The 20,609-nt window shown below is 73.3% G+C and carries 18 protein-coding genes and 1 riboswitch; of the genes, 4 read left to right on the forward strand and 14 right to left on the reverse strand.

Annotation, left to right across the window (positions count from 1 at the left end; genetic code table 11):
• Positions 1-25: 25 nt before the first annotated feature.
• Positions 26-781: a decaprenylphospho-beta-D-erythro-pentofuranosid-2-ulose 2-reductase gene (locus FGF04_RS15515; protein ID WP_149511880.1), complete on the forward strand. Its 756-nt coding sequence runs from the start codon at positions 26-28 to the stop codon at positions 779-781.
• Between the two features lie 23 nt (positions 782-804).
• Here FGF04_RS15515 and FGF04_RS15520 read toward each other — a convergent pair whose 3' ends face one another.
• The 7 genes from FGF04_RS15520 to pdxR all read right to left on the reverse strand — a co-directional run bounded on the left by FGF04_RS15520 (position 805) and on the right by pdxR (position 8,725).
• A complete protein-coding gene (locus FGF04_RS15520; RefSeq protein WP_149511881.1) occupies positions 805-1,956 on the reverse strand; it encodes a hypothetical protein in 1,152 nt (383 codons plus the stop codon).
• A gap of 14 nt (positions 1,957-1,970) precedes the next feature.
• The gene (locus tag FGF04_RS15525; RefSeq protein WP_149511882.1) at positions 1,971-2,549 is read right to left on the reverse strand and encodes a 2'-5' RNA ligase family protein; all 579 of its coding nucleotides are present in this window, start codon (positions 2,547-2,549) and stop codon (positions 1,971-1,973) included.
• Positions 2,550-2,727: 178 nt separating this feature from the next.
• Positions 2,728-3,741 (reverse strand): tryptophan--tRNA ligase, encoded by a 1,014-nt coding sequence (trpS, locus tag FGF04_RS15530; RefSeq protein ID WP_149511883.1) that lies wholly within the window; start codon positions 3,739-3,741, stop codon positions 2,728-2,730.
• 134 nt (positions 3,742-3,875) lie between these two features.
• On the reverse strand, positions 3,876-5,330 hold the full coding sequence (locus tag FGF04_RS15535) for a glycine hydroxymethyltransferase (protein WP_149511884.1): 1,455 nt from the start codon (positions 5,328-5,330) through the stop codon (positions 3,876-3,878).
• Positions 5,331-5,361: 31 nt separating this feature from the next.
• A riboswitch (ZMP/ZTP riboswitch) is annotated at positions 5,362-5,448 on the reverse strand.
• Between the two features lie 98 nt (positions 5,449-5,546).
• Positions 5,547-6,731 carry a glutathionylspermidine synthase family protein gene (locus FGF04_RS15540; protein ID WP_149511885.1) on the reverse strand — a complete coding sequence of 395 codons (1,185 nt, stop codon included), beginning with the start codon at positions 6,729-6,731 and terminating at the stop codon, positions 5,547-5,549.
• Between the two features lie 46 nt (positions 6,732-6,777).
• The gene (locus FGF04_RS15545) at positions 6,778-7,137 is read right to left on the reverse strand and encodes a hypothetical protein (RefSeq protein WP_149511886.1); all 360 of its coding nucleotides are present in this window, start codon (positions 7,135-7,137) and stop codon (positions 6,778-6,780) included.
• A 130-nt stretch (positions 7,138-7,267) separates the two neighbouring features.
• Complete coding sequence (pdxR, locus tag FGF04_RS15550; RefSeq protein ID WP_149511887.1) at positions 7,268-8,725, reverse strand: MocR-like pyridoxine biosynthesis transcription factor PdxR; 1,458 nt, start codon at positions 8,723-8,725, stop codon at positions 7,268-7,270.
• 47 nt (positions 8,726-8,772) lie between these two features.
• Between pdxR and FGF04_RS15555 the strand changes: the two genes are divergently transcribed.
• Positions 8,773-9,312, forward strand: a complete 540-nt coding sequence (locus FGF04_RS15555) for a carboxymuconolactone decarboxylase family protein (RefSeq protein ID WP_149511888.1) — start codon at positions 8,773-8,775, stop codon at positions 9,310-9,312.
• A 48-nt stretch (positions 9,313-9,360) separates the two neighbouring features.
• Here FGF04_RS15555 and FGF04_RS15560 read toward each other — a convergent pair whose 3' ends face one another.
• Positions 9,361-10,872, reverse strand: coding sequence for an aldehyde dehydrogenase family protein (locus FGF04_RS15560; protein ID WP_149511889.1), 1,512 nt, complete (start codon positions 10,870-10,872; stop codon positions 9,361-9,363).
• 177 nt (positions 10,873-11,049) lie between these two features.
• Here FGF04_RS15560 and FGF04_RS15565 point away from each other — a divergent pair, with 177 nt between their 5' ends.
• Complete coding sequence (locus tag FGF04_RS15565) at positions 11,050-11,937, forward strand: GNAT family N-acetyltransferase (RefSeq protein WP_149511890.1); 888 nt, start codon at positions 11,050-11,052, stop codon at positions 11,935-11,937.
• A 129-nt stretch (positions 11,938-12,066) separates the two neighbouring features.
• Here FGF04_RS15565 and FGF04_RS15570 read toward each other — a convergent pair whose 3' ends face one another.
• The 4 genes from FGF04_RS15570 to FGF04_RS15585 all read right to left on the reverse strand — a co-directional run bounded on the left by FGF04_RS15570 (position 12,067) and on the right by FGF04_RS15585 (position 16,930).
• Positions 12,067-13,056: a malate dehydrogenase gene (locus FGF04_RS15570; RefSeq protein WP_149511891.1), complete on the reverse strand. Its 990-nt coding sequence runs from the start codon at positions 13,054-13,056 to the stop codon at positions 12,067-12,069.
• 544 nt (positions 13,057-13,600) lie between these two features.
• Positions 13,601-14,863, reverse strand: a complete 1,263-nt coding sequence (locus FGF04_RS15575) for a helix-turn-helix domain-containing protein (protein WP_149511892.1) — start codon at positions 14,861-14,863, stop codon at positions 13,601-13,603.
• 542 nt (positions 14,864-15,405) lie between these two features.
• The gene (locus tag FGF04_RS15580) at positions 15,406-16,023 is read right to left on the reverse strand and encodes a DUF3017 domain-containing protein (RefSeq protein ID WP_149511893.1); all 618 of its coding nucleotides are present in this window, start codon (positions 16,021-16,023) and stop codon (positions 15,406-15,408) included.
• A 52-nt stretch (positions 16,024-16,075) separates the two neighbouring features.
• Entirely contained in the window at positions 16,076-16,930 is an 855-nt protein-coding gene (locus FGF04_RS15585) for a bifunctional methylenetetrahydrofolate dehydrogenase/methenyltetrahydrofolate cyclohydrolase (RefSeq protein WP_149511894.1), read from the reverse strand.
• A 253-nt stretch (positions 16,931-17,183) separates the two neighbouring features.
• On the opposite strand from FGF04_RS15585, the gene FGF04_RS15590 reads away from it, so the two are divergent.
• Complete coding sequence (locus FGF04_RS15590; protein WP_149511895.1) at positions 17,184-17,804, forward strand: RDD family protein; 621 nt, start codon at positions 17,184-17,186, stop codon at positions 17,802-17,804.
• 116 nt (positions 17,805-17,920) lie between these two features.
• Here the strand turns inward: FGF04_RS15590 and purH are convergent, their stop codons facing one another.
• Positions 17,921-19,510, reverse strand: coding sequence for a bifunctional phosphoribosylaminoimidazolecarboxamide formyltransferase/IMP cyclohydrolase (gene purH / locus FGF04_RS15595; protein WP_149511896.1), 1,590 nt, complete (start codon positions 19,508-19,510; stop codon positions 17,921-17,923).
• Complete coding sequence (purN, locus tag FGF04_RS15600; protein WP_149511897.1) at positions 19,507-20,136, reverse strand: phosphoribosylglycinamide formyltransferase; 630 nt, start codon at positions 20,134-20,136, stop codon at positions 19,507-19,509. Before purN ends, purH begins: the two co-directional genes overlap by 4 nt.
• Positions 20,137-20,609 lie beyond the last annotated feature (473 nt).

Raw genomic sequence — 20,609 nt, forward strand, 5'->3', positions numbered from 1 at the left:
CCCCCTCCCCCTGGAGTTCGGTTCCATGAAGGACGCCTTCGGCCTCCCCCAGTCCCTGCTCGTCCTCGGCGGCACCTCCGGGATCGGGCTCGCCACCGCGCGCCGCCTGATCGCCCGCCGCACCCGTACGGTGTGGCTCGCGGGCCGCCCCTCGCCCGCCCTGGAGTCGGCCGCCGCGGGCCTGCGCGAGCTCGGCGCGGACGTCCGTACCGTCGCCTTCGACGCGCTCGACCCGGACTCCCACGAGGAGGTCCTCGGCAAGGTCTTCGCCGAGGGCGACATCGACATGGTCCTGCTGGCGTTCGGCGTGCTGGGCGACCAGTCGCGCGACGAGAACGAGCCGGCCGCCGCGGTCCGCGTCGCCCAGACCAACTACACGGGCGCCGTCTCGTCGGGGCTGGTGTGCGCGCAGGCCCTCCAGACCCAGGGCCACGGCTCCCTGGTGGTGCTCTCCTCGGTGGCGGGCGAGCGGGCCCGCCGCGCCAACTTCATCTACGGGTCCAGCAAGGCGGGCCTCGACGCGTTCGCCCAGGGCCTGGGGGACGCGCTGTACGGCACGGGCGTGCACGTGATGGTCGTGCGCCCCGGGTTCGTCCGCTCGAAGATGACGGAGGGCCTGGAGGAGGCGCCGCTCGCGACGACCCCCGAGGCGGTCGCCACGGCCGTCGAGACGGGCCTGCGCCGCCGCTCGGAGGTGGTGTGGGTACCGGGCACGCTGCGGGTGGTCATGTCGGCCCTGCGCCACGCCCCACGGGCGGTGTTCCGCCGCCTGCCGCTGTAGGACGGGGCCGGCCGGTGCTCCGGCTACCTCGTGAGCGACATGATCACGGTCCGGTTGGTCGGGTTCCCGCCCTGGTTCACCTGGACGTTCCCCACCCCGAAGGCCTGGTCGGTGCCCGGCACGGCGGCCACGGCGGACAGCCACAGCGACTGCCGGGAGGAGGCCCGCACCCCGTCCCCGCTCGGCAGCCTGGGCCACGGGATGTGCGTACAGGCGCCGTCCGGGGCCTGGTACCGGTTGCGCTCCAGGAAGAGGCCCCGGTCGCCGTCCCGGTCCAGGGGGAGCAGCCCGGCGCACTCCCTTTCGGCGTCGTCCCGCTTCTCCCAGGAGGTCCCGTCCCACCGCAGCCGGATGTGCTCGTCCTGCGGTTCGTCCTCCACCTCGCCGTGGTTGAAGGTGTGCTCGCCGTACGCGCGGACGTCGTCGGGAGCCAGGGCGAGGACGTGGTCGAGGGCCGCGCCCGGCTCGGCGGGCACCGGCTCGGGGAAGTGGTACTCGGGGGTGTCGGCCGTTCGCCAGGACGCGCCGTCCCAGTGCAGGGCGGCGGGCTGCGTCATCTCGTGGTTCCCGGTCCCGGTCCCGCTCTCACCGCTCGTACCGCGGTACCCGACGGCCCAGAGGTCGTCCGTGGCGACGCCGTCCAGCGAGGCCGCCTCGACGGGCAACCGGAAGGTCCTCCACCGCTCGCCGTCCCAGTGGTGGGCCAGCGACCCGTCGGCCAGGGCCCAGACGTCGTCGGCCGCGAAGGCCCTCATGTCGACGAGCCGGTCCCCGGCCGGGATCTCCGGGAGGGCGGTCCACCGCTCGCCGTCCCAGTGGGCCGTCCGCGGCGCGTTCAGGTTCTGCAGGGAGGCGGTGAGCAGGAACTCGCCGGAGCCCAGGGCGTCGAAGCGGGCGCCGTGAACGCTGCGGTCCAGGATGCCGGGCATCGGCTGCCGCTGCCACCGGCTGCCGTCGCGGCGCAGCAGGAACCCGTCGTCGGCCGACGAGTCGCCCGTGCGCCGGTACGCGCCCGCGACCCAGACGTCGTCGGGACCGTTCGCCAGCACGTCCGTCAGCGTGCCGCCGCTCTCGACGATCTCGTCGTACGTCCAGCGCGGTCCGGAGTCCTCGCCCGCACCGCAACCGGTGAGGACGAGCCCGAGGACGGCAAGCCCCGCCACGGCTGTGCGCATGCGCTCCCCTCGGTTCAGCAGGCCGGGAGCGGGCCCCGTTCGACGTGGGTCGCCTGGGGCGGCACGACCGCGCCCCCGAAGACGTAGTCGCGCAGCCTGCGCCACACGCCGTCGGACCCCTGCTCGTAGAGCGCGAAGCCGATGCACGGCCACTGCGCCTCGTACTCCGCCAGCTCCTCGAACGCGCGGTCCATCGCCTCTTCGTCGATGCCGTGCGCCACGGTGACGTGCGGGTGGTACGGGAACTGCAGCTCACGCGCCACGGGGCCCGAGGCGTCCCGGACCTGCTTCTGGAGCCAGGTGCAGGCCTCGGCGCCCTCGACCACCTGTACGTACACGACGGGGGACAGCGGACGGAACGTCCCCGTGCCGCTGAGCCGCATCGTGAAGGGCCGCCCGGCGGCCGCGACCTCGACGAGGTGCGCCTCGATCGCGGGCAGCGCCGCTGCCTCGACCTCGGTCGGGGGCAGCAGGGTGACGTGGGTGGGAATGCCGGAAGCCGCGGGGTCGCCGAAGCCCTCGCGCCGCTGCTGGAGCAGGCTGCCGTGTGGCTCCGGGACCGCGATCGACACACCGATCGTTACGGTCCCCACGTCGTCTCCTGTCGTCGTTCCGGTGGTGCGTCCGTTGCGTGCGGCCGGACGTGCGCCGACTGTCGACTGTACGGCGGCACAGCCCCGTGACGGACCCCGTGCCGGTGTTGTCCTGGTCTCGTCCCGGTCGCCCGGGAGTCGCGTACCCGCGTCCGGTGCGGGTGATCCCTGCGTGCGGTCAGTGCTTGGCGGGCAGGAAGCCCACCTTCGCGTACGTCTGTGCGAGCGTCTCCGCGGCGACCACGCGGGCCTTCTCGGCCCCCTCGGCCAGGATCGAGTCGAGCGTCTCCGGGTCGTCCAGGTACTGCTGGGTGCGCTCCCGGAAGGGCGTCACGAAGTCGACCACGACCTCCGCCAGGTCCGTCTTCAGCGCACCGTAGCCCTTGCCGGCGTACTTCTCCTCCAGTTCCGCGATCCCGGTCCCGGTGAGGGTGGAGTAGATGCCCAGCAGGTTGCTGACGCCCGGCTTCTCCACGGGGTCGAACCTGATCACGGTGTCCGTGTCGGTGACCGCGCTCTTGATCTTCTTCGCGGTGGCCTTCGGGTCGTCGAGGAGGTTGACGAGGCCCTTCGGCGTCGACGCCGACTTGCTCATCTTGATCGTCGGGTCCTGCAGGTCGAAGATCTTCGCCGTCTCCTTGAGGATGTACGGCTTCGGCACGGTGAACGTCTGCCCGAAGCGGCCGTTGAACCGCTCGGCGAGGTCGCGCGTGAGCTCGATGTGCTGGCGCTGGTCCTCGCCGACCGGGACCTCGTTCGCCTGGTACAGCAGGATGTCCGCGACCTGGAGGATCGGGTACGTGAAGAGGCCGACCGAGGCGCGGTCGGCGCCCTGCTTCGCGGACTTGTCCTTGAACTGGGTCATGCGGGAGGCCTCGCCGAAGCCGGTGAGGCAGTTCATGACCCAGGCGAGCTGGGCGTGCTCGGGGACGTGGCTCTGGACGAAGAGCGTGCAGCGCGCGGGGTCGAGACCGGCGGCCAGCAGCTGCGCGGCGGCCAGCCGGGTGTTGGCGCGCAGCGCCCCGGGGTCCTGCGGGAGGGTGATCGCGTGCAGGTCCACGACCATGTAGAAGGCGTCGTGGGACTCCTGCAGCGCCACCCACTGGCGGACGGCGCCGAGGTAGTTGCCGAGGTGGAACGAGCCTGCGGTGGGCTGGATTCCGGAGAGCACGCGGGGACGGTCGAGAGCCATGCCCACCATTCTCTCAGGTGCCGGGGGCCGCTCCGGAACTGGTCGGGAACAGATGTGACACAGGTACGCACGAACGGCCCCCGGCCGGCGCCGCGGGGTTCGCGGGGCCGGCCGGGTGCGCCGGATCGGCCGGATCAGCCGAGGTCGATCTCCGGGTACAGCGGGAAGCCGGTCAGCAGGTCGCTCGCGCGGTGCGAGATCTCGTCCGCGATCTTCGGGTCGAGGACGTGCTGGGCCTTGGAGGGGGCGCCCTTCTTGGTGGTGCCGGGCTCCGTGCCGGTCAGGACGCGGTCGATCAGACCGGCGATCTCGTCCATCTCCGTGGCGCCCAGGCCCCGGGTGGTCAGCGCGGGCGTGCCGATCCGGATGCCCGAGGTGTACCAGGCGCCGTTGGGGTCGGCGGGGATGGCGTTGCGGTTGGTGACGATGCCCGAGTCGAGCAGCGCGGACTCGGCCTGGCGGCCGGTGAGGCCGTAGGAGGAGGCGACGTCGATGAGGTTGAGGTGGTTGTCCGTGCCGCCGGTGACCAGCGTGGCGCCGCGCCGCATCAGGCCCTCGGCGAGCGCGCGGGCGTTGTCCACGACGGCCTGCGCGTAGTCGCGGAACTCGGGGCGGCGCGCCTCGGCGAGGGCCACGGCCTTGGCGGCCATGACGTGCGGGAGGGGGCCGCCGAGGACCATCGGGCAGCCGCGGTCGACCTGCTCGGCCAGCGACTCGTCGCACAGGACCATGCCGCCGCGCGGGCCGCGCAGCGACTTGTGGGTGGTCGTGGTGACGATCTGGGCGTGCGGGACCGGGTCGAAGTCGCCGGTCAGGACCTTGCCCGCGACGAGCCCCGCGAAGTGGGCCATGTCCACCATGAGCGTGGCGCCGACCTCGTCGGCGATCTCCCGCATGATCCGGAAGTTCACCAGCCGGGGGTACGCGGAGTAGCCGGCCACGATGATCAGCGGCTTGAACTCGCGGGCGGAGGCGCGCAGGGCCTCGTAGTCGATGAGGCCGGTTGCGGGGTCGGTGCCGTAGGAGCGCTGGTCGAACATCTTGCCGGAGATGTTCGGGCGGAAGCCGTGGGTGAGGTGGCCGCCCGCGTCCAGGGACATGCCGAGCATGCGCTGGTTGCCGAAGGCCCGGCGCAGCTCGGCCCAGTCGGCCTCGGAGAGGTCGTTGACGTTGCGCACGCCCGCCTTCTCCAGGGCGGGGACCTCGACGCGCTGCCCGAGGACCGCCCAGAAGGCGACGAGGTTGGCGTCGATGCCGGAGTGCGGCTGGGCGTAGGCGTGCTCGGCGCCGAAGAGCTCGCGGGCGTGCTCGGCGGCGAGGGCCTCGACGGTGTCCACGTTGCGGCAGCCGGCGTAGAAGCGGCGGCCGACGGTGCCCTCGGCGTACTTGTCGCTGAACCAGTTGCCCATCGCGAGCAGGGTCGCCGGGGAGGCGTAGTTCTCGGAGGCGATCAGCTTGAGCATCTCGCGCTGGTCGGCGACCTCCTGCCCGATGGCGTCCGCGACCCGGGGCTCGACGGCGCGGATCACTTCGAGGGCGCTGCGGAAGGCGGTGGACTCGGTGGACAGGGGTGCGGGGGATTCAGACATGACGGCCTCCGGACGTGGCGTTCGGCGTTCACGGTTCGGCCCAGGCGCACGGCACACGGTTCCCGGGCCGCTTCCCGATGGTCGATCCCATCCCAGCGCGCCAGTCACGGCCCGTGGACGAGCCTACCGGGCACGGTCGCGCACCGGGATCTTCCGTCCACCATGCGAGCGCCGCACGCACCCGGGCGGGCGGGTGCGCGCGGTTGGAGGAGGCGGTCAGAGGATGACGTGGGGCAGGAAGCGGGCGTACTCGTCGGTGACCAGGCCGGCCGACTCGCGGATGCCCAGGCCCGCCGCCTCCCCGTCGACGACCCAGGCGCCCAGGACGACCCGGTTGCCGTCGAAGGACGGCAGGGGGGCCAGCTCCTGGTAGCAGCAGGGCTCGTCGCGGACCACGGGGTCCGCGCCGGGCTCGTGGACCGTGACGCCGGCGCCCTCGCGGCCCAGGAGCGGCTTGGCGACGTACCCGCGCGTGGCGGCCAGGTCGCGCGGGCCGTCGAGGTAGGCCGGGAGGAGGTTCGGGTGGCCCGGGTACAGCTCCCACAGGACCGCCAGGAGGGCCTTGTTGCTGAGCAGCATCTTCCAGGCCGGCTCGATCCACATCGTCGTCCCCGTGCCGCCGCCGTTGTCGAGGGTGTCCAGGACGTGCGGGGCGAAGCGGTCGGTGGTGAGCCACTCCCAGGGGTAGAGCTTGAAGCAGCTGCGGATGAAGCGGAGCCGCTTGTCGACGAAGCGGTTCGAGAGGCGGTCCCAGCCGATCTCCTCCATCGCGATCCAGGAGGTGTCGAGGCCGGCCTGCTCCGCGGTCTCCTTCAGGTAGCCGACCGTCATGAGGTCCTCGCCGAGCTCGTCGGCGGCGGAGTGCGCGAAGTACAGGGGGCTGCCGGGCGGCAGGAGGCCGGCCTGCTTCCGCCAGGCGTCGACGAGCCGTTCGTGGAGGGAGTTCCACTGGTCGGCGCCGGGGAACCGTTCCTCCATCCAGAACCACTGGGGCCCCGCGGCCTCGACGAGCGAGGTCGGGGTGTCGGCGTTGTACTCCAGGAGCTTCGCCGGGCCCGTGCCGTCGTGGCGCAGGTCGAAGCGGCCGTACAGGGACGGCAGTTCGGCGCGGCGGCGCCAGGCCTCGGTGACCGCGTCCGCGACCCGCGGGTCGGTGATGCCGAGGTCCGCGAGCCGGTCCTCGGCGACGATGTGTTCCGCCGCGGCGAGGCACATCCGGTGCAGCTCCTCCACGACCTCCTCCAGCGCCTCGACCTCGGGCAGGGAGAAGACGTAGTGGGCGGACTCGTCCCAGTAGGGGCGCAGGGAGCCGTCCGGGTGGCGGGTGAGGGGGTAGATGAGGCCCTGTTCCTCGACCGTGCGCTGCCAGCCGGGGCGGGGTTCGATGGTTCGGCGTTCCACAGTCGTGCGTCCGTAGATCCGTCAGTACCTTCCGTAGTACCTTCCGTCAGCCGCCGCCGCTGCCGCCCGAGCAGCCGAAGCCGTCCCGGTCGACGGCCTCGCTGCGGCTGAAGGTGCCGCCGTCGGCGCGGCCCGCGGAGACGTCGGCGTCGTAGTACCAGTCCGCGTCGACCTTGGAACCCTTGCCGGTGCCGCCCGTGCCCCGCTTCTTGCCCGCCGTGGAGCCGGAGCCCGAGGAGCAGTTCTTGTCGGCGACTATCTTGTAGCCGCCCGTGTACTCGTAGCTGTCGCGGTCCACACAGCGGCGGTCCGGGTCGGATCCGCACGAGGTGAGGGCGGTCGCCAGGAGGCCCATTCCCCCCAGGACGACCGTGCTCGACCGCAGTCTTCTGCGCTGCTCCGTCATGTCTCTTCCCCCGTCCGGCCCGTCCCCCGGGCCCGTCAGTCCGACAGCGTAAAGATCGCGTGCCCCACTTGTACATGCGGCTTCCCCGAACTCGCTTCCCCATACAAGCTTTTCGTGGTCCCCGGTGGGGTCAGGTTCCCTGGGGCAGCGCCCCGCACAGCGCCTCCAGCGCGCCCGGCCAGCCGCTGTCCGAGGGGGTCCCGTAGCCGACGACCAGGGCGTCCGGCGGCGCGGACGCGGCGGCCGGGTGACGGTGGGCGGCCAGCCCGTGGACGGCCAGACCGTGCCAGGCCGCCGCGCGGACCACGGACCGCTCGGTGCCGGGCGGCAGGCGCAGCACCGCGTGCAGCCCGGCCGCGATCCCGGTGGCCGTCACCGACGGGGCGCGGGCCGCCAGGGCCGCGACGAGCTGGTCACGGCGGCGCCGGTAGCGCAGGCGGGAGGCCCGTACATGGCGGTCGTACGCCCCGGAGGTGATGAACTCCGCCAGCGTCAGCTGGTCCAGGACCCCGCACGACCAGTCCGCGCCGCCCTTGGCCGCGATCACCTCGGGCACCAGGTCCGGCGGCAGCACCAGCCAGCCGAGGCGCAGACCGGGGGCGAGGGACTTGCTGGCGGTGCCGAAGTACACCACGCGGTCCGGGTCGAGGCCCTGGAGCGCGCCCACGGGCTGCCGGTCGTAGCGGAACTCCCCGTCGTAGTCGTCCTCCAGGATCAGCCCGCCCGTGCGCCGCGCCCAGTCGACGACGGCGGCCCGGCGGCCGGGGTGCAGGGGCACGCCCATGGGGAACTGGTGGGCGGGCGTCAGCAGCACCCCGCCCACGGAGTCCCCCAGCGGCCCGCCCGCGGGGCCGCCCGCAGGGCCACCCGTCAACTCGTCGGTCCGTGTGCCCAGTTCGTCGAAGGGCAGCGGCACCGACTCCAGGCCCGCCCGCCCGATCAGGTCCCAGTGCACGTCGAGGCCGTACGACTCCACCGCGAGCGTGCGCGCGCCCCGGCTCCGCAGGACCGAGCCGAGCAGCGTCAGCCCGTGGACGAACCCGGAGCAGACGAGGACGTGCCCGGGGTCGGCGCGGACGCCGCGGGCCCGGGCGAGGTAGTCCGCGAGCGCGGTGCGCAGTTCCGCGCGGCCGCGCGGGTCCCCGTAGCCGAGCGCGTCGTTCGGGGTCGCCGCGAGGGCCCGGCGGGACGCCCTGAGCCATTCCGTGCGCGGGAAGGAGGCGAGGTCCGGGGTGCCGGGGACGAGGTTGTGGGCGGGGCCGCCCGGTGCGCGGGGCCGCCGGGCGGCGGAGGCGGGGACCGGTACCGTCCGCGGCGCCACCCGGGTGCCCGAGCCCTGGCGCGCGGTGAGCCAGCCCTCGGCGACGAGGTCGGCGTACGCGTCCGCCACGGTGTTGCGGGCGATGCCGAGGTCCGCGGCCAGGGACCGGGACGACGGCAGCCGGGTGCCCGGCGCGAGCCGCCCGCCGCGCACCGCCTCGCGCAGCGCGTCGGTCAGGCTCCGGCGCAGGCCGGGGCCCGTACCGGAGCCGGTGCGCGCCACGTCGACGTGCAGGTCCACTCCGAAAGTGGCCCGGTTTCCGGCCATGGAAATGGACCATACCCCTGGGCAGCTTCGCTCGTAGGGTCGAGGCCATGACGACGAACACACCGAGCACGACCACCGGCACGACGTCCGACGCGAGGCTCGACGGCACCGCGTACGCCGCCGAGGAGGCGCCCCGGCTCCAGTGGGCCACGTTCGCCCCCGACGTCTACAAGGCCATGGTCCGCCTCGCCGCGGCGGCCGCGAAGGGCGTCGACCCGGTCCTGGCGGAGCTGGTGAAGATCCGGGCGTCGCAGCTCAACCACTGCGCGTTCTGCCTCGACATGCACACCAAGGACGCGCTCGCGGCGGGCGAGAGCGTGGAGCGGATCGTGCAGCTCGGCGCCTGGGAGGAGTCGCGGCACTTCTACACGGAGAAGGAGCTCGCGGCGATCGCGCTGACCGAGGCCGTGACGGTCCTGACGGACGGCTTCGTCCCGGACGAGGTGTTCGAGAACGCCGCCCGGTACTTCGACGAGACCGAGCTGTCCCAGCTGCTCGCGACGATCACCGTGATCAACGCGTGGAACCGGTTCGGCGTGGCCTGCCGCCTGACGCCCGGGCACTACACGGCCGGCCAGTACACGTAGCCGTCCGGGCCCCCTGGTCCGGGGCCTGGGTCCCTCGGGCTCCGGGGGTCAGCCCGCGAACCAGCGGACCGGCTTCGGCGCGAGGTTCTGGTACACGTGTTTGCTCTCGCGGTACTCGGCGAGCCCGGCCGGGCCGAGTTCGCGGCCGACCCCGCTCTTGCCGAAGCCGCCCCACTCCGCCTGCGGGAGGTAGGGGTGGAAGTCGTTGATCCAGACGGTGCCGTGCCGCAGCCGGCCGGCCACCCGCCGGGCCCGTCCCGCGTCGGCGGTCCAGACGCCGCCCGCGAGCCCGTACTCCGTGTCGTTGGCGAGCGCCACCGCCTCGTCCTCGGTGCGGAAGGTCTCCACCGTCAGGACCGGCCCGAACACCTCTTCCCGTACGACGCGCATCTCGCGGTGGCACTGGTCCAGGACCGTCGGCTCGTAGAAGAAGCCGGTGGCGGGGCGCTCCGGCGACGGGTCGGGGCGGGCGCCGCCGGTGCGCAGCACCGCGCCCTCCGCCAGGGCGGCCGCCACGTAGTCCTCGGTCCTCTCGCGCTGTTCGGCGGAGACCAGCGGGCCGCACTCGACGCCGGGCTCGGTGCCCCGGCCGAGCCGGATGCGCTCGGCGCGCCGCACCAGTTCGGCGACGAACCGGTCCCGTACCGACTCCTCGATGATCAGCCGGGAGCCCGCCGAGCAGACCTGCCCGCTGTGGATGAACGCGGCGTTGAGCGCCTGGTCGACGGCGGTGTCGAAGCCCTCCTCGGTGGCGCAGGAGTCGGCGAAGACGACGTTGGGGTTCTTGCCGCCGAGTTCGAGGGCGACCTTCTTGACGGTGACGGCGGCGGCCTGCGCGACCTTCGTGCCGCTGACGAGGCCGCCGGTGAAGGAGACGAGGTCGACGTCCGGGTGCTCGGCGAGACGGGCGCCGACGCTGTGGCCGGGTCCGGTGACCAGGTTGGCGACACCGGCGGGCAGCCCGGCCTCGACGAGCAGGTCGACCAGGGCGACGGTGGTCAGCGGAGTGATCTCGCTCGGCTTGACGACGAAGGTGTTCCCCGCGGCGAGGGCCGGGGCGATCTTCCAACTGGCCTGCAGCAGCGGGTAGTTCCAGGGCGTGATCATCGCGCAGACGCCGACCGGCTCGTGCACGACGACGCTGTGGACGTCGTCCGAGCCCGCGTCGACGACCCGGCCGCGGCCCTCCGCGACGACCAGGTCGGCGAAGTACCGGAAGGCGTCGGCGACGCAGTCGATGTCGACGCGCCCCTCCTCCAGGGTCTTGCCCGCGTCCCGGCTCTCCAGGAGCCCGAGCGACTCGCGGTCGCGCACGAGCAGGCCGGCGACCCGGCGCAGCAGGGCGGCGCGCTCCTTGACGGGCGTGCGGGGCCACGCCCCGTGGTCGAAGGCGAGCCGGGCGGCCTCGACGGCGGCGTCCGCGTCCGGCACGCCGCCCTCGGCGACCACCGCGAACGGCTTCGCGTCCGCCGGGTCCAGGACGTCCCGCGTGGCACCCGAGACGGCCGCACGCCACTCCCCGCCCACATGGATCGTCCGCTGCGCCTGGTGTCCCGACATCCGGTGCCGCCTTCCGTTCCTCGTCCGTGCCCCGCCGTCACCCGCGTACCGCCGCCGGGGGTCGGGGGCACCTGCCCCACGGCCCGGATGTCATGCGCGCCGCGCGGCCGAAGTGCGCCGGGTCACAGAGCGCTCCCCCATGGACCGCCCACAGTTCTTTGACTAAAGTCAAAGAGCATGGAGCCAGTGCCGGCGTCGGTGTCCGCGGCGCACGTGACCGCCCTGCGTCGCTTCAACCGCTACTTCACCCGCCGGATCGGCGTGCTCGACGACCACTACCTCGGGCAGGACCGGCCGCTCGGCGAGGCCCGGCTGCTGTACGAGATCGGGTCCGGCGCCTCCCTGCGGGAACTGCGCACCCGGCTCGGCCTGGACGCGGGATACCTGAGCCGCATGGTGCGCGCGCTGGAGGGACAGGGGCTCGTCCGGGTCACCGTCCACCCGGCGGACAGCAGGCTGCGCCTCGCGGAGCTCACCCCGGCCGGGCGGGACGAGCTGGCGGAGCAGAACCGGCGCGCGGACGGTCTCGCCGAGGGGCTGCTGCGCGGGCTGACCGAGGCGCAGCGGGGCCGGCTGGCCGAGGCCGTCGCGGTCACCGAGCGGCTGCTGCGGCTGGCCGCGGTCACGGCGCGTCCCGTCGGCCCCGCGTCACCCGACGCACGCGCCTGTCTCGCCGCCTACGCCGCCGAGCTCGACGGACGGTTCCCCGAGGGGTACGCCGTGAGCGACCTCGTACCGCCGGAGCGGATCGCCGTGTTCCTCGTCGCGTACGAGGAGGAGCGCGCCGTCGGCTGCGGGGCGCTGTGCGCGTCCGGCGCGGACACGGCCGAGGTCCGGCACCTGTGGGTGCACCCGCGGGCCCGGGGACTGGGCCTCGGACGGCGGCTGCTGACCGAGCTGGAGCACACGGCCGCCGCACGCGGCCACCGGACCGTACGCCTGGACACGCACGTCGCGCTCAAGGAGGCGGCGGCCCTGTACCGCACGAGCGGCTACACGGAGATCCCGCCCTACGGCGACAACCCGCACGCCGGCCACTGGTTCGAAAAGCCTCTGCCCGACTGACACACGACCGCCCGGTGTGGCAGAGGGGGCATGACGTACGAAGCCGCCCCCGGGATGTCCCGGGGGCGGCTTCGTGTTCGGTGGTTCACGTCCGGGGGCCCGGATGCCCGGGGTCCGTCGGCGTGCGGGTCAGATGAGGCCGAGGGCGCGGACCGCCTCGCGCTCCTCCTCCAGCTCCTTCACCGACGCGTCGATGCGGGCGCGGGAGAACTCGTTGACGTCGAGGCCCTGGACGATCTCGTACGAGCCGTCCTTCGTGGTGACGGGGAAGGAGGAGATGAGGCCCTCCGGGACGCCGTACGAGCCGTCGGACGGGATGCCCATGGAGGTCCAGTCGCCGTCCGCCGTGCCGTTGACCCAGGTGTAGACGTGGTCGATGGCGGCGTTCGCGGCCGACGCGGCGGAGGAGGCGCCGCGGGCCTCGATGATGGCCGCGCCGCGCTTGGCGACGGTCGGGATGAACTCGTCGGCCAGCCACTTCTCGTCGTTCACGGTCTCGGCGGCGTTCTTGCCGGCGATCGTGGCGTGGAAGATGTCGGGGTACTGCGTGGCGGAGTGGTTGCCCCAGATGGTCAGGCGCTTGATGTCCGCGACCGTCGAGCCCGTCTTCTTCGCGAGCTGGGTGAGCGCGCGGTTGTGGTCCAGGCGGGTCATCGCGGTGAAGCGTTCCGCCGGTACGTCCGGGGCGGCGGCCTGGGCGATCAGGGCGTTGGTGTTGGCCGGGTTGCCGACGACGAGGATCTTGACATCGTCCGCGGCGTTGTCGTTGATGGCCTTGCCCTGCGGCTTGAAGATGCCGCCGTTGGCCTCCAGGAGGTCACCGCGCTCCATGCCCTTGGTGCGGGGGCGGGCGCCGACGAGCAGACCGACGTTCGTGCCGTCGAAGGCCACGTTCGGGTCGTCGGTGATGTCGATGCCCTGGAGGAGCGGGAAGGCGCAGTCGTCGAGCTCCATGGCGGTGCCCTCGGCGGCCTTGAGCGCCGGGGTGATCTCCAGGAGCCGCAGCTTGACCGGCACGTCCGCGCCGAGCAGCTGGCCGGAGGCGATGCGGAAGAGCAGGGCGTAACCGATCTGGCCGGCCGCGCCGGTGACGGTGACGTTCACGGGAGTGCGGGTCATGGCGTTCTCCGTATGACAGCTGACGGTGGGGCGTCCCTGCCCCGGGGTACGGGATCCCGGCCCCGGCGCCGCGATGATCGATCAACGCTTTCGATGATCGATCTCTTGGCGTCAAGAGAGATCCAGCGGTCAGGCTATCGCGCATCCGGAATCCCGGACGGCCGGGTCCGCTGTGGCCCGGCCCACAGCGTCCCGCCCCCGGTCGCACCGCCCCGGCGGGCGGGCGCGCGCGGGGAGGCGGCCGTCGATCCGGGAGAGTGGGCCGACGACCGCCGGATGGGCGTTCCGGTCGCCGGGGCGGGTCACGGACCCTTCCCGGTACGGGGCCGGACTCCCGTGGGGGTACGGTCCCCCTGCCCCGAAGCGCCGCGACCATTCCCACCGAGAGCGACCGGCTCCTGACGTGCTGCGATCACCGGCCGGCCGGGGGACGGGGGACGGGGGCCTGCGGGACGTCCGGTACGCGGACGGGCGCCCGGCTCGGTCGAGTCGGGCGCCCGTACGTGCGGCTCGGGCCGGAGGGGGCGGCCCGTCGGCGCCGCCGTTACTTCGTGCAGCCCTCGACGCCCGTCTGCAGCGTCGCGCAGGCCTTGGCCGCCGTGGAGTTCTTCACGGCGACCATCGGCGTGTAGGCGTCCGTGTCCGTGTCCGCGCCGACCTCGGCGGTCTGCGGGGCGGCCGAGCCCGACGATATCCGGACCGCGTCACCGGCTCCGGCCGCCGTGATGCGGGCCCACGCGGCGCCGCACGTCTCGCTGTAGCGGACCTCGACCTGGGCGGTGCCCACGGTGGCCTTCTCCACGGTCTGCGCCAGCGTCCCGCCGCAGCCCATGTTCTCCGGGTCCTTGCCCGCGCAGGCCGATCCGCTGCACTCGACGCCGGCCGGCAGTTTCTTGCTCACCGTCGGGCTCGGGCTCGGCCCGGCCTCGTCCTTGCCCTTGTCGCCGCCCGAGCTCGTGAGGTACACGGCCCCGGCCACCACCACGAGCGCGGCCGCGACCCCGGTGAGGAACATGGTGAGCCGCCGCTTGCGCTGCCCGTCGGACGATCCGCCGGCCGGCGGCCGCGCGTCCTGCGGCGTCCCCCCGGCCGGACCGGCCGGACCGGCCGGACCGTTCGGCTGTACGGGACCGTTCGGCCGCGCGGGACCGTTGGGTCCGTAGGCACCCGACGGGGACGGACCGTAGCCCGCCCCACCGGACACACCCGGCGGTGAGGCGACGACTCCCCAACCGCCACCCCGCGCACCCGTGCCGGCAGCGCCGCCGGCGTTCTCGCCCTCGGCCCCCGGCCCGGTTCCCCGGCCTGCCCGGTGCGACGGGCGCCGGCCGTCCCGCTCGTCCGGACCCTGCGGAGGGATCGTGGGCGAGACCCCGGCGGGGCCCGCGATGCCCGGCTTGGGCGCCGCCGTACCGCCCTCGGCGCGCGCCGGCTTGCCGCTCCCGCCCCCCTTGGCCGGGGTCGGCCCGAACTCCCCGAGCGCGGCGCGCGCCTGGGAGATCCGGATCGCCTCCATGGTCATGTCGTGGCGCATCTCCGAACGGCTCCAGGCGCGCTCGGCTAGCTCCCACATCGTCGTGAGGTGGACGGGATTGGTCCCGGTCACCTCCGCCAGCGCGATGATCGCGCCCTTGGGCGCGAGCAGCCGGCCGTTCAGATACCGCTCCCAGGACGTCTTGCTGTACCCGGTGCGGTCGGACACGGCGGCGACGCTCAGGCCGCTGCGGTCGACGAGCCGGCGCAGCTGGCTGGCGAACTCCCTGACCTGCGGATCGAGTTCATCCGGCAAGGCCTTCCAACGAGGCATGGCTACCCCCCTCTTCCCCCCGTACGTGCTGGTCTGTTCCCGCGCGTGAGGCCCTCTGCCGAGTCCCGGACCCGCTGTCCACAGGGATGCGCACCGCCAGGATCTCAGTTCCCGGGAGGGGGGCGCACGGGAGCATTCGGGCCTGTGGGCGTGCACCGTCGCACGCCGCTGGTCTGCGGTCCAGTGTCCCACCGACTTCCCCCACGGCCGACGGGCCGGCCCGGATCACCGGCCGCACACCGCCACCGGCCCGCCAGGCTACCGAGCCGACCCCCACCGCGTACGACGTACAGCCCAGTCCGCCCGCGCCCTTTAAGGGGCGCGGGGAACTGCGCGACCAGCCCCCACGCACCCGCGGCCTCAAAACAACGCCCCGCCCCGTGCCCCTAAGGGGCGCGGGGAACTGCGCGACCAGCCCCCACCGGCCCGCAGCCTCAGGACGACGCGAACTGCGCGACCAGCCCCCACCGGCCCGCAGCCTCAGGACGACGCCGACCCACCCCACCCGCAACCGCAACCGCAACCGCAACCAAGCGGAGCGCTCACGTGCGGATGGTKAAGTGCAACGTATCGTCCAGGAACGGCAGTTCCAGCCACGGATTGGGCTGCGCCATCAGCGCGAGCAGCGCGATGGTCAGCCCCAGGACCCCGTACGTGATCAGGTCCGTGAACCGGGACCGGACGGCGAGCATGCCCACGTCCGGCAGCACCCACCGCATGGCGGCGCCCGCGAGCAGCGCGAGGCCGACCAGCAGGGTGCCGGCCTTGAACGCGTCCAGCGCGGTCAGGAGGAGCCCGAGTCCCACCAGGCCGGTGACCGCGAGGATCGGCCACTGCCGTACCGGCGCGGGTGCGTCGCGGGGCGCCGCCCTGCCACCGCCCTCGGGCGGCGCGGTGTCCCGCGTGAACAGCGGGAAGCGCCGCGTGACCCGCCGGGGCTGCCCGTCGGGCCCGGGCGCGCTGACGGCGTCCCGAACGGTGATCTCGCCACCCTCGGACCCGTCGCCGGACCCGTCCGAAGCATCCGTCGCATCCGTCGTGTCCGAAGCCTCCGCCGCAGTCGGGGCGTCGGTCGCAGCCGGGGCATCCGTCGCAGCCGCAACCGCACCGTCCCCGTCACCCGCACCACCCGTACCGGTACCGGCACCGGCCTCGGTCACGAGGTCGGCTTCAGGACCGGGACCGGCACCGGCCGAACCGGCAGCGCCCCGCTCAGCCGGCACTGCGTTCCGCCGCCTCGACCACGTTGACCAGGAGCTGGGCGCGGGTCATCGGCCCCACCCCGCCCGGGTTGGGCGAGATCCACCCGGCGACCTCGGCCACCCCGGGGTGGACGTCGCCGACGATCTTGCCGTCCGCGCCGCGCGAGACGCCGACGTCCAGGACGGCCGCCCCCGGCTTCACGTCCTCGGGGCGGATCAGGTGCGCGGAGCCGGCCGCGGCCACGATGATGTCGGCCTTGCGCAGGTGCGCGGCCAGGTCACGCGTACCGGTGTGGCACTGCGTCACCGTCGCGTTCTCCGAGCGCCGCGTGAGCAGCAGCGGCATCGAGCGGCCGATGGTCACACCGCGGCCGACGACCACGACCTCGGCGCCCTTGATCTCGACCCCGTACTGCCGGAGCAGCGTGAGCACGCCGTTCGGCGTGCAGGGCAGCGGCGCCGGCTCGTTCAGGACGAGCCGCCCGAGGTTCATCGGGTGGAGGCCGTCCGCGTCCTTGTCCGGGTCCATCAGCTCCAGGACGCGGTTCTCGTCGATGCCCTTGGGCAGCGGCAGTTGCACGATGTACCCGGTGCAGGCCGGGTCCTCGTTGAGTTCGCGGACGACCGCCTCGATCTCCTCCTGCGTGGCGGTCGCGGGCAGTTCGCGCTGGATGGAGGCGATGCCGACCTGCGCGCAGTCGCGGTGCTTGCCCGCGACGTACTTCTGGCTGCCGGGGTCGTCACCGACCAGGACGGTGCCGAGTCCGGGCGTGACGCCCTTCTCCTTCAGGGCCGCCACGCGGACGGTCAGATCGGACTTGATCGCGGCTGCGGTGGCCTTGCCATCGAGAATCTGGGCGGTCATGGACCCATCCTCGCGGATGACCGGGCCCGGGTTCCAATCCGCCCCCGGATCGGGCGTTCCCGCCGGTGTCCTGCGTGGTCAGCGATGTTGCACTTGCACAACTCCTGCAGGCTGCGGCTGGACAACGAGGCCGGGCTTTTAGAGCATAAGCCGCGCAGTGCCGCGGGCAGTGCAGGGGGGACAGACCGCACACCGTTCGACCTTTTCCTCCGTACGGCCGCGTCGTCCCCGCACCACCAACGGAGGAACCGTCATGAGCTTCGGCGACCCGAACAACCCGTACGGGCAGCAGCCGCCGCAGGGAGGCCAGCCGTACGGCTACCCCCAGCAGCCGCAGGGGCAGCCCGGTTACGGCTACCCGCAGCAGGCCCCGCAGGGCGTGCCGCCGCAGGCCGGTTACGGATACCCCCAGCAGCCCGGCCAGCAGTACCCCGGGTACCCCGACCCCCACCAGCAGATGTACGGCGGCCGGCCCCCGTACGCCCACTGGGGCCTGCGGTTCCTCGCGACGCTGGTGGACGGGCTCGTCGTCATGGTCGCCTACCTCCCCATGGTGATCGGGGCGGCCATCGGCAGCGACGCGTCGAGGGCGATCTTCACCCTGATCAGCCTCGTCGCCATCATCGGCGTGGCCGTCTGGATGCTGGTCCAGGAGGGCAGGACGGGGCAGACCATCGGCAAGAAGGCCCTCGGCATCCGCCTGCTGCGGGAGGTGGACGGCCGGCCGCTCGGTGTCGGCATGGCGTTCGTGCGCCGCCTCGCGCACTTCCTCGACAGCATCGCCTGCTACCTCGGCTGGCTGTGGCCGCTGTGGGACTCCAAGAAGCAGACGTTCGCCGACAAGGTGTGCAGCTCGGTCGTCGTCAAGGGCTGACGACGACGCCGAGGGCCGTGTCCCACCCCGCGGGGTGGGACACGGCCCTCGGCATGTCCGGCCTCCGGCCGACCGTCGATCGTCCTCCGGCCGGCGAAGGCGTACCGCTGTGGGAACTAGTGGAAGAAGTGCCGCGTCCCCGTGAAGTACATGGTGACGCCGGCCTTCTTCGCGGCCTCGACGACCAGCTCGTCGCGGACCGAACCGCCGGGCTGGACCACGGCCTTGACGCCGGCCGCGGTCAGGATCTCCAGGCCGTCGGGGAAGGGGAAGAAGGCGTCCGAGGCGGCGAAGGAGCCCTGGGCCCGCTCGGCGCCCGCGCGCTCGACCGCGAGCTTCGCGGAGTCGACGCGGTTGACCTGGCCCATGCCGACGCCGACGGAGGCGCCGTCCTTGGCGAGCAGGATCGCGTTGGACTTGACGGCCCGGCAGGCCCGCCAGGCGAACGCCAGCTCGTCGAGGTCGCCCGGCGAGAGGGGCTCGCCGGTCGCCAGCGTCCAGGAGGACGGGTCGTCGCCCTCGGCCTGGAGGCGGTCGGCCACCTGCAGGAGCCGGCCGCCGTCGATCTGCTTGACCTCGACCTGCGCGGACGGGCCCTCGGGGGCGCGCAGCACGCGGATGTTCTTCTTCTTGGCGAGGGCCTCCAGCGCGCCGTCCTCGTAGCCGGGCGCGACGATGACCTCGGTGAAGATCTCGGCGACCTGCTCCGCCATCTCCTTGGAGACCGGGCGGTTGACGGCGATGACGCCGCCGAACGCGGACAGCGGGTCGCAGGCGTGCGCCTTGCGGTGCGCCTCGGCGACGTCCGCGCCGGTCGCGATGCCGCACGGGTTGGCGTGCTTGATGATCGCCACGCACGGGTCGGCGTGGTCGTACGCGGCACGGCGCGCGGCGTCCGTGTCCGTGTAGTTGTTGTACGACATCTCCTTGCCGTGCAGCTGCTCGGCGTCGGCCAGGCCGCCGCCCGACGCGTCCACGTACAGCGCGGCGCCCTGGTGCGGGTTCTCGCCGTAGCGCAGGGTGCTGCGCTTCTCGAAGGTCGAGCCGATGAACTCGGGGAAGGCGCCGTCGTCGGCGGAGGCGGGCGCGTACTCGCTCGCGAACCAGGAGGCGACCGCGACGTCGTACGCGGCGGTGTGCTGGAACGCCTCGGCCGCGAGCCGCTTGCGGGCGTGCAGGTCGAAGCCGCCGTCACGGACCGCGGAGAGCACGTCGGCGTACCGCTCGGGGCTGGTGACCACGGCGACGGACGGGTGGTTCTTGGCGGCGGCGCGGACCATCGAGGGGCCGCCGATGTCGATCTGCTCGACGCACTCGTCGGGGGTGGCCCCGGAGGCGACGGTCTCCCGGAACGGGTAGAGGTTCACGACGACCAGCTGGAACGGCTCGACGCCCAGCTCGGCGAGCTGCTCCCGGTGGGAGTCGAGGCGCAGGTCGGCGAGGATGCCGGCGTGCACGCGCGGGTGCAGCGTCTTGACCCGGCCGTCCAGGCACTCGGGGAAGCCGGTGAGTTCCTCGACCTTGGTGACCGGGACCCCGGCGGCGGCGATCCTCGCGGCGGTCGAGCCGGTGGAGACGAGCTCCACGCCGGCCGCGTGCAGGCCCTGGGCGAGCTCTTCGAGTCCGGTCTTGTCGTACACGCTGACGAGCGCGCGCCGGATGACCCGCTTGCTGCTCTCGGCCGTGCCTGTGCTCTCGGCGGTCACTGGATAACTACCTTTCGTCCCTCAATGCGATAGCCGTTGCGGGCGAGCCGCCCCACGACATCGACGAGCAGCTTGCGCTCGACTTCCTTGATGCGCTCATGGAGAGCGGACCCGTCGTCCTCGTAGTCCTCGTTGCGGACCTCGACCACGCCCTGGGCGATGATCGGGCCGGTGTCGACGCCGTCGTCGACGAAGTGGACGGTGCACCCGGTGACCTTCGCGCCGTAGGCGAGGGCGTCGCGGACGCCGTGCGCCCCCGGGAAGCTGGGCAGCAGGGCGGGGTGGGTGTTGACGAACCGGCCGCCGAAGCGGGCCAGGAACTCCTTGCCCACGATCTTCATGAAGCCGGCCGACACGACGAGGTCCGGTGCGTACGCCGCGGTGGCCGCGGCCAGTGCCGCGTCCCACTCCTCGCGGCTTCCGTGGTCCCTGACCCGGCACACGAAGGTCGGCAGCCCGGCGCGCTCGGCGCGCTCCAGGCCGGCGATGCCGTCGCGGTCCGCGCCGACCGCGACGATCTCGGCCCCGTAGGCGGCGGCCCCCTGCGACGCGACCGCGTCGAGGAGTGCCTGCAGATTCGTACCTGATCCGGAGACCAGCACGACGAGGCGCTTGGCCTTGGCCACGGCGGGGCCCTTTCTCGGGGAGTGCCTTTGTACGGTCGTACGAATGCTTCGCGCCCCCGGATACGGGGAAGTCTACGAAGCGGCCGACCGCCAGCAACGATACCGGCACACCGTGCGGCCCCCACGGGACGGGGGCGTGGCCGGAAGGTAGCGTCTGGGGAGGAACCACCCCGGAAGACGGCCCGTGCGGGGGAACGCCTTTCGCGTACGGGACGTTGACCTGGGACAGGCACGCGTGTCCGGGAAGCGACCCCGGGCCCGTGGCCCGCTCCGTGGACAGCCGTCCGCCGCACACCACCGCCGGACACCACCAAGGGGAAGACGCACACCTGATGCCGGACCGAAGCCTCCGACGCCCTCCGCTCCTGCTGCGCGAGCGGCGCCCCTCCCCCACCCCGCCGCGGGAGGGCGACGACGTGCCCGAGGGCGGCCGGGGTGCCGCGGACGGCCAGGGGGCCGCGGGTGGCCAGGGC

This window comes from Streptomyces apricus (genome assembly GCF_008369065.1).
Taxonomy (GTDB): domain Bacteria; phylum Actinomycetota; class Actinomycetes; order Streptomycetales; family Streptomycetaceae; genus Streptomyces; species Streptomyces apricus.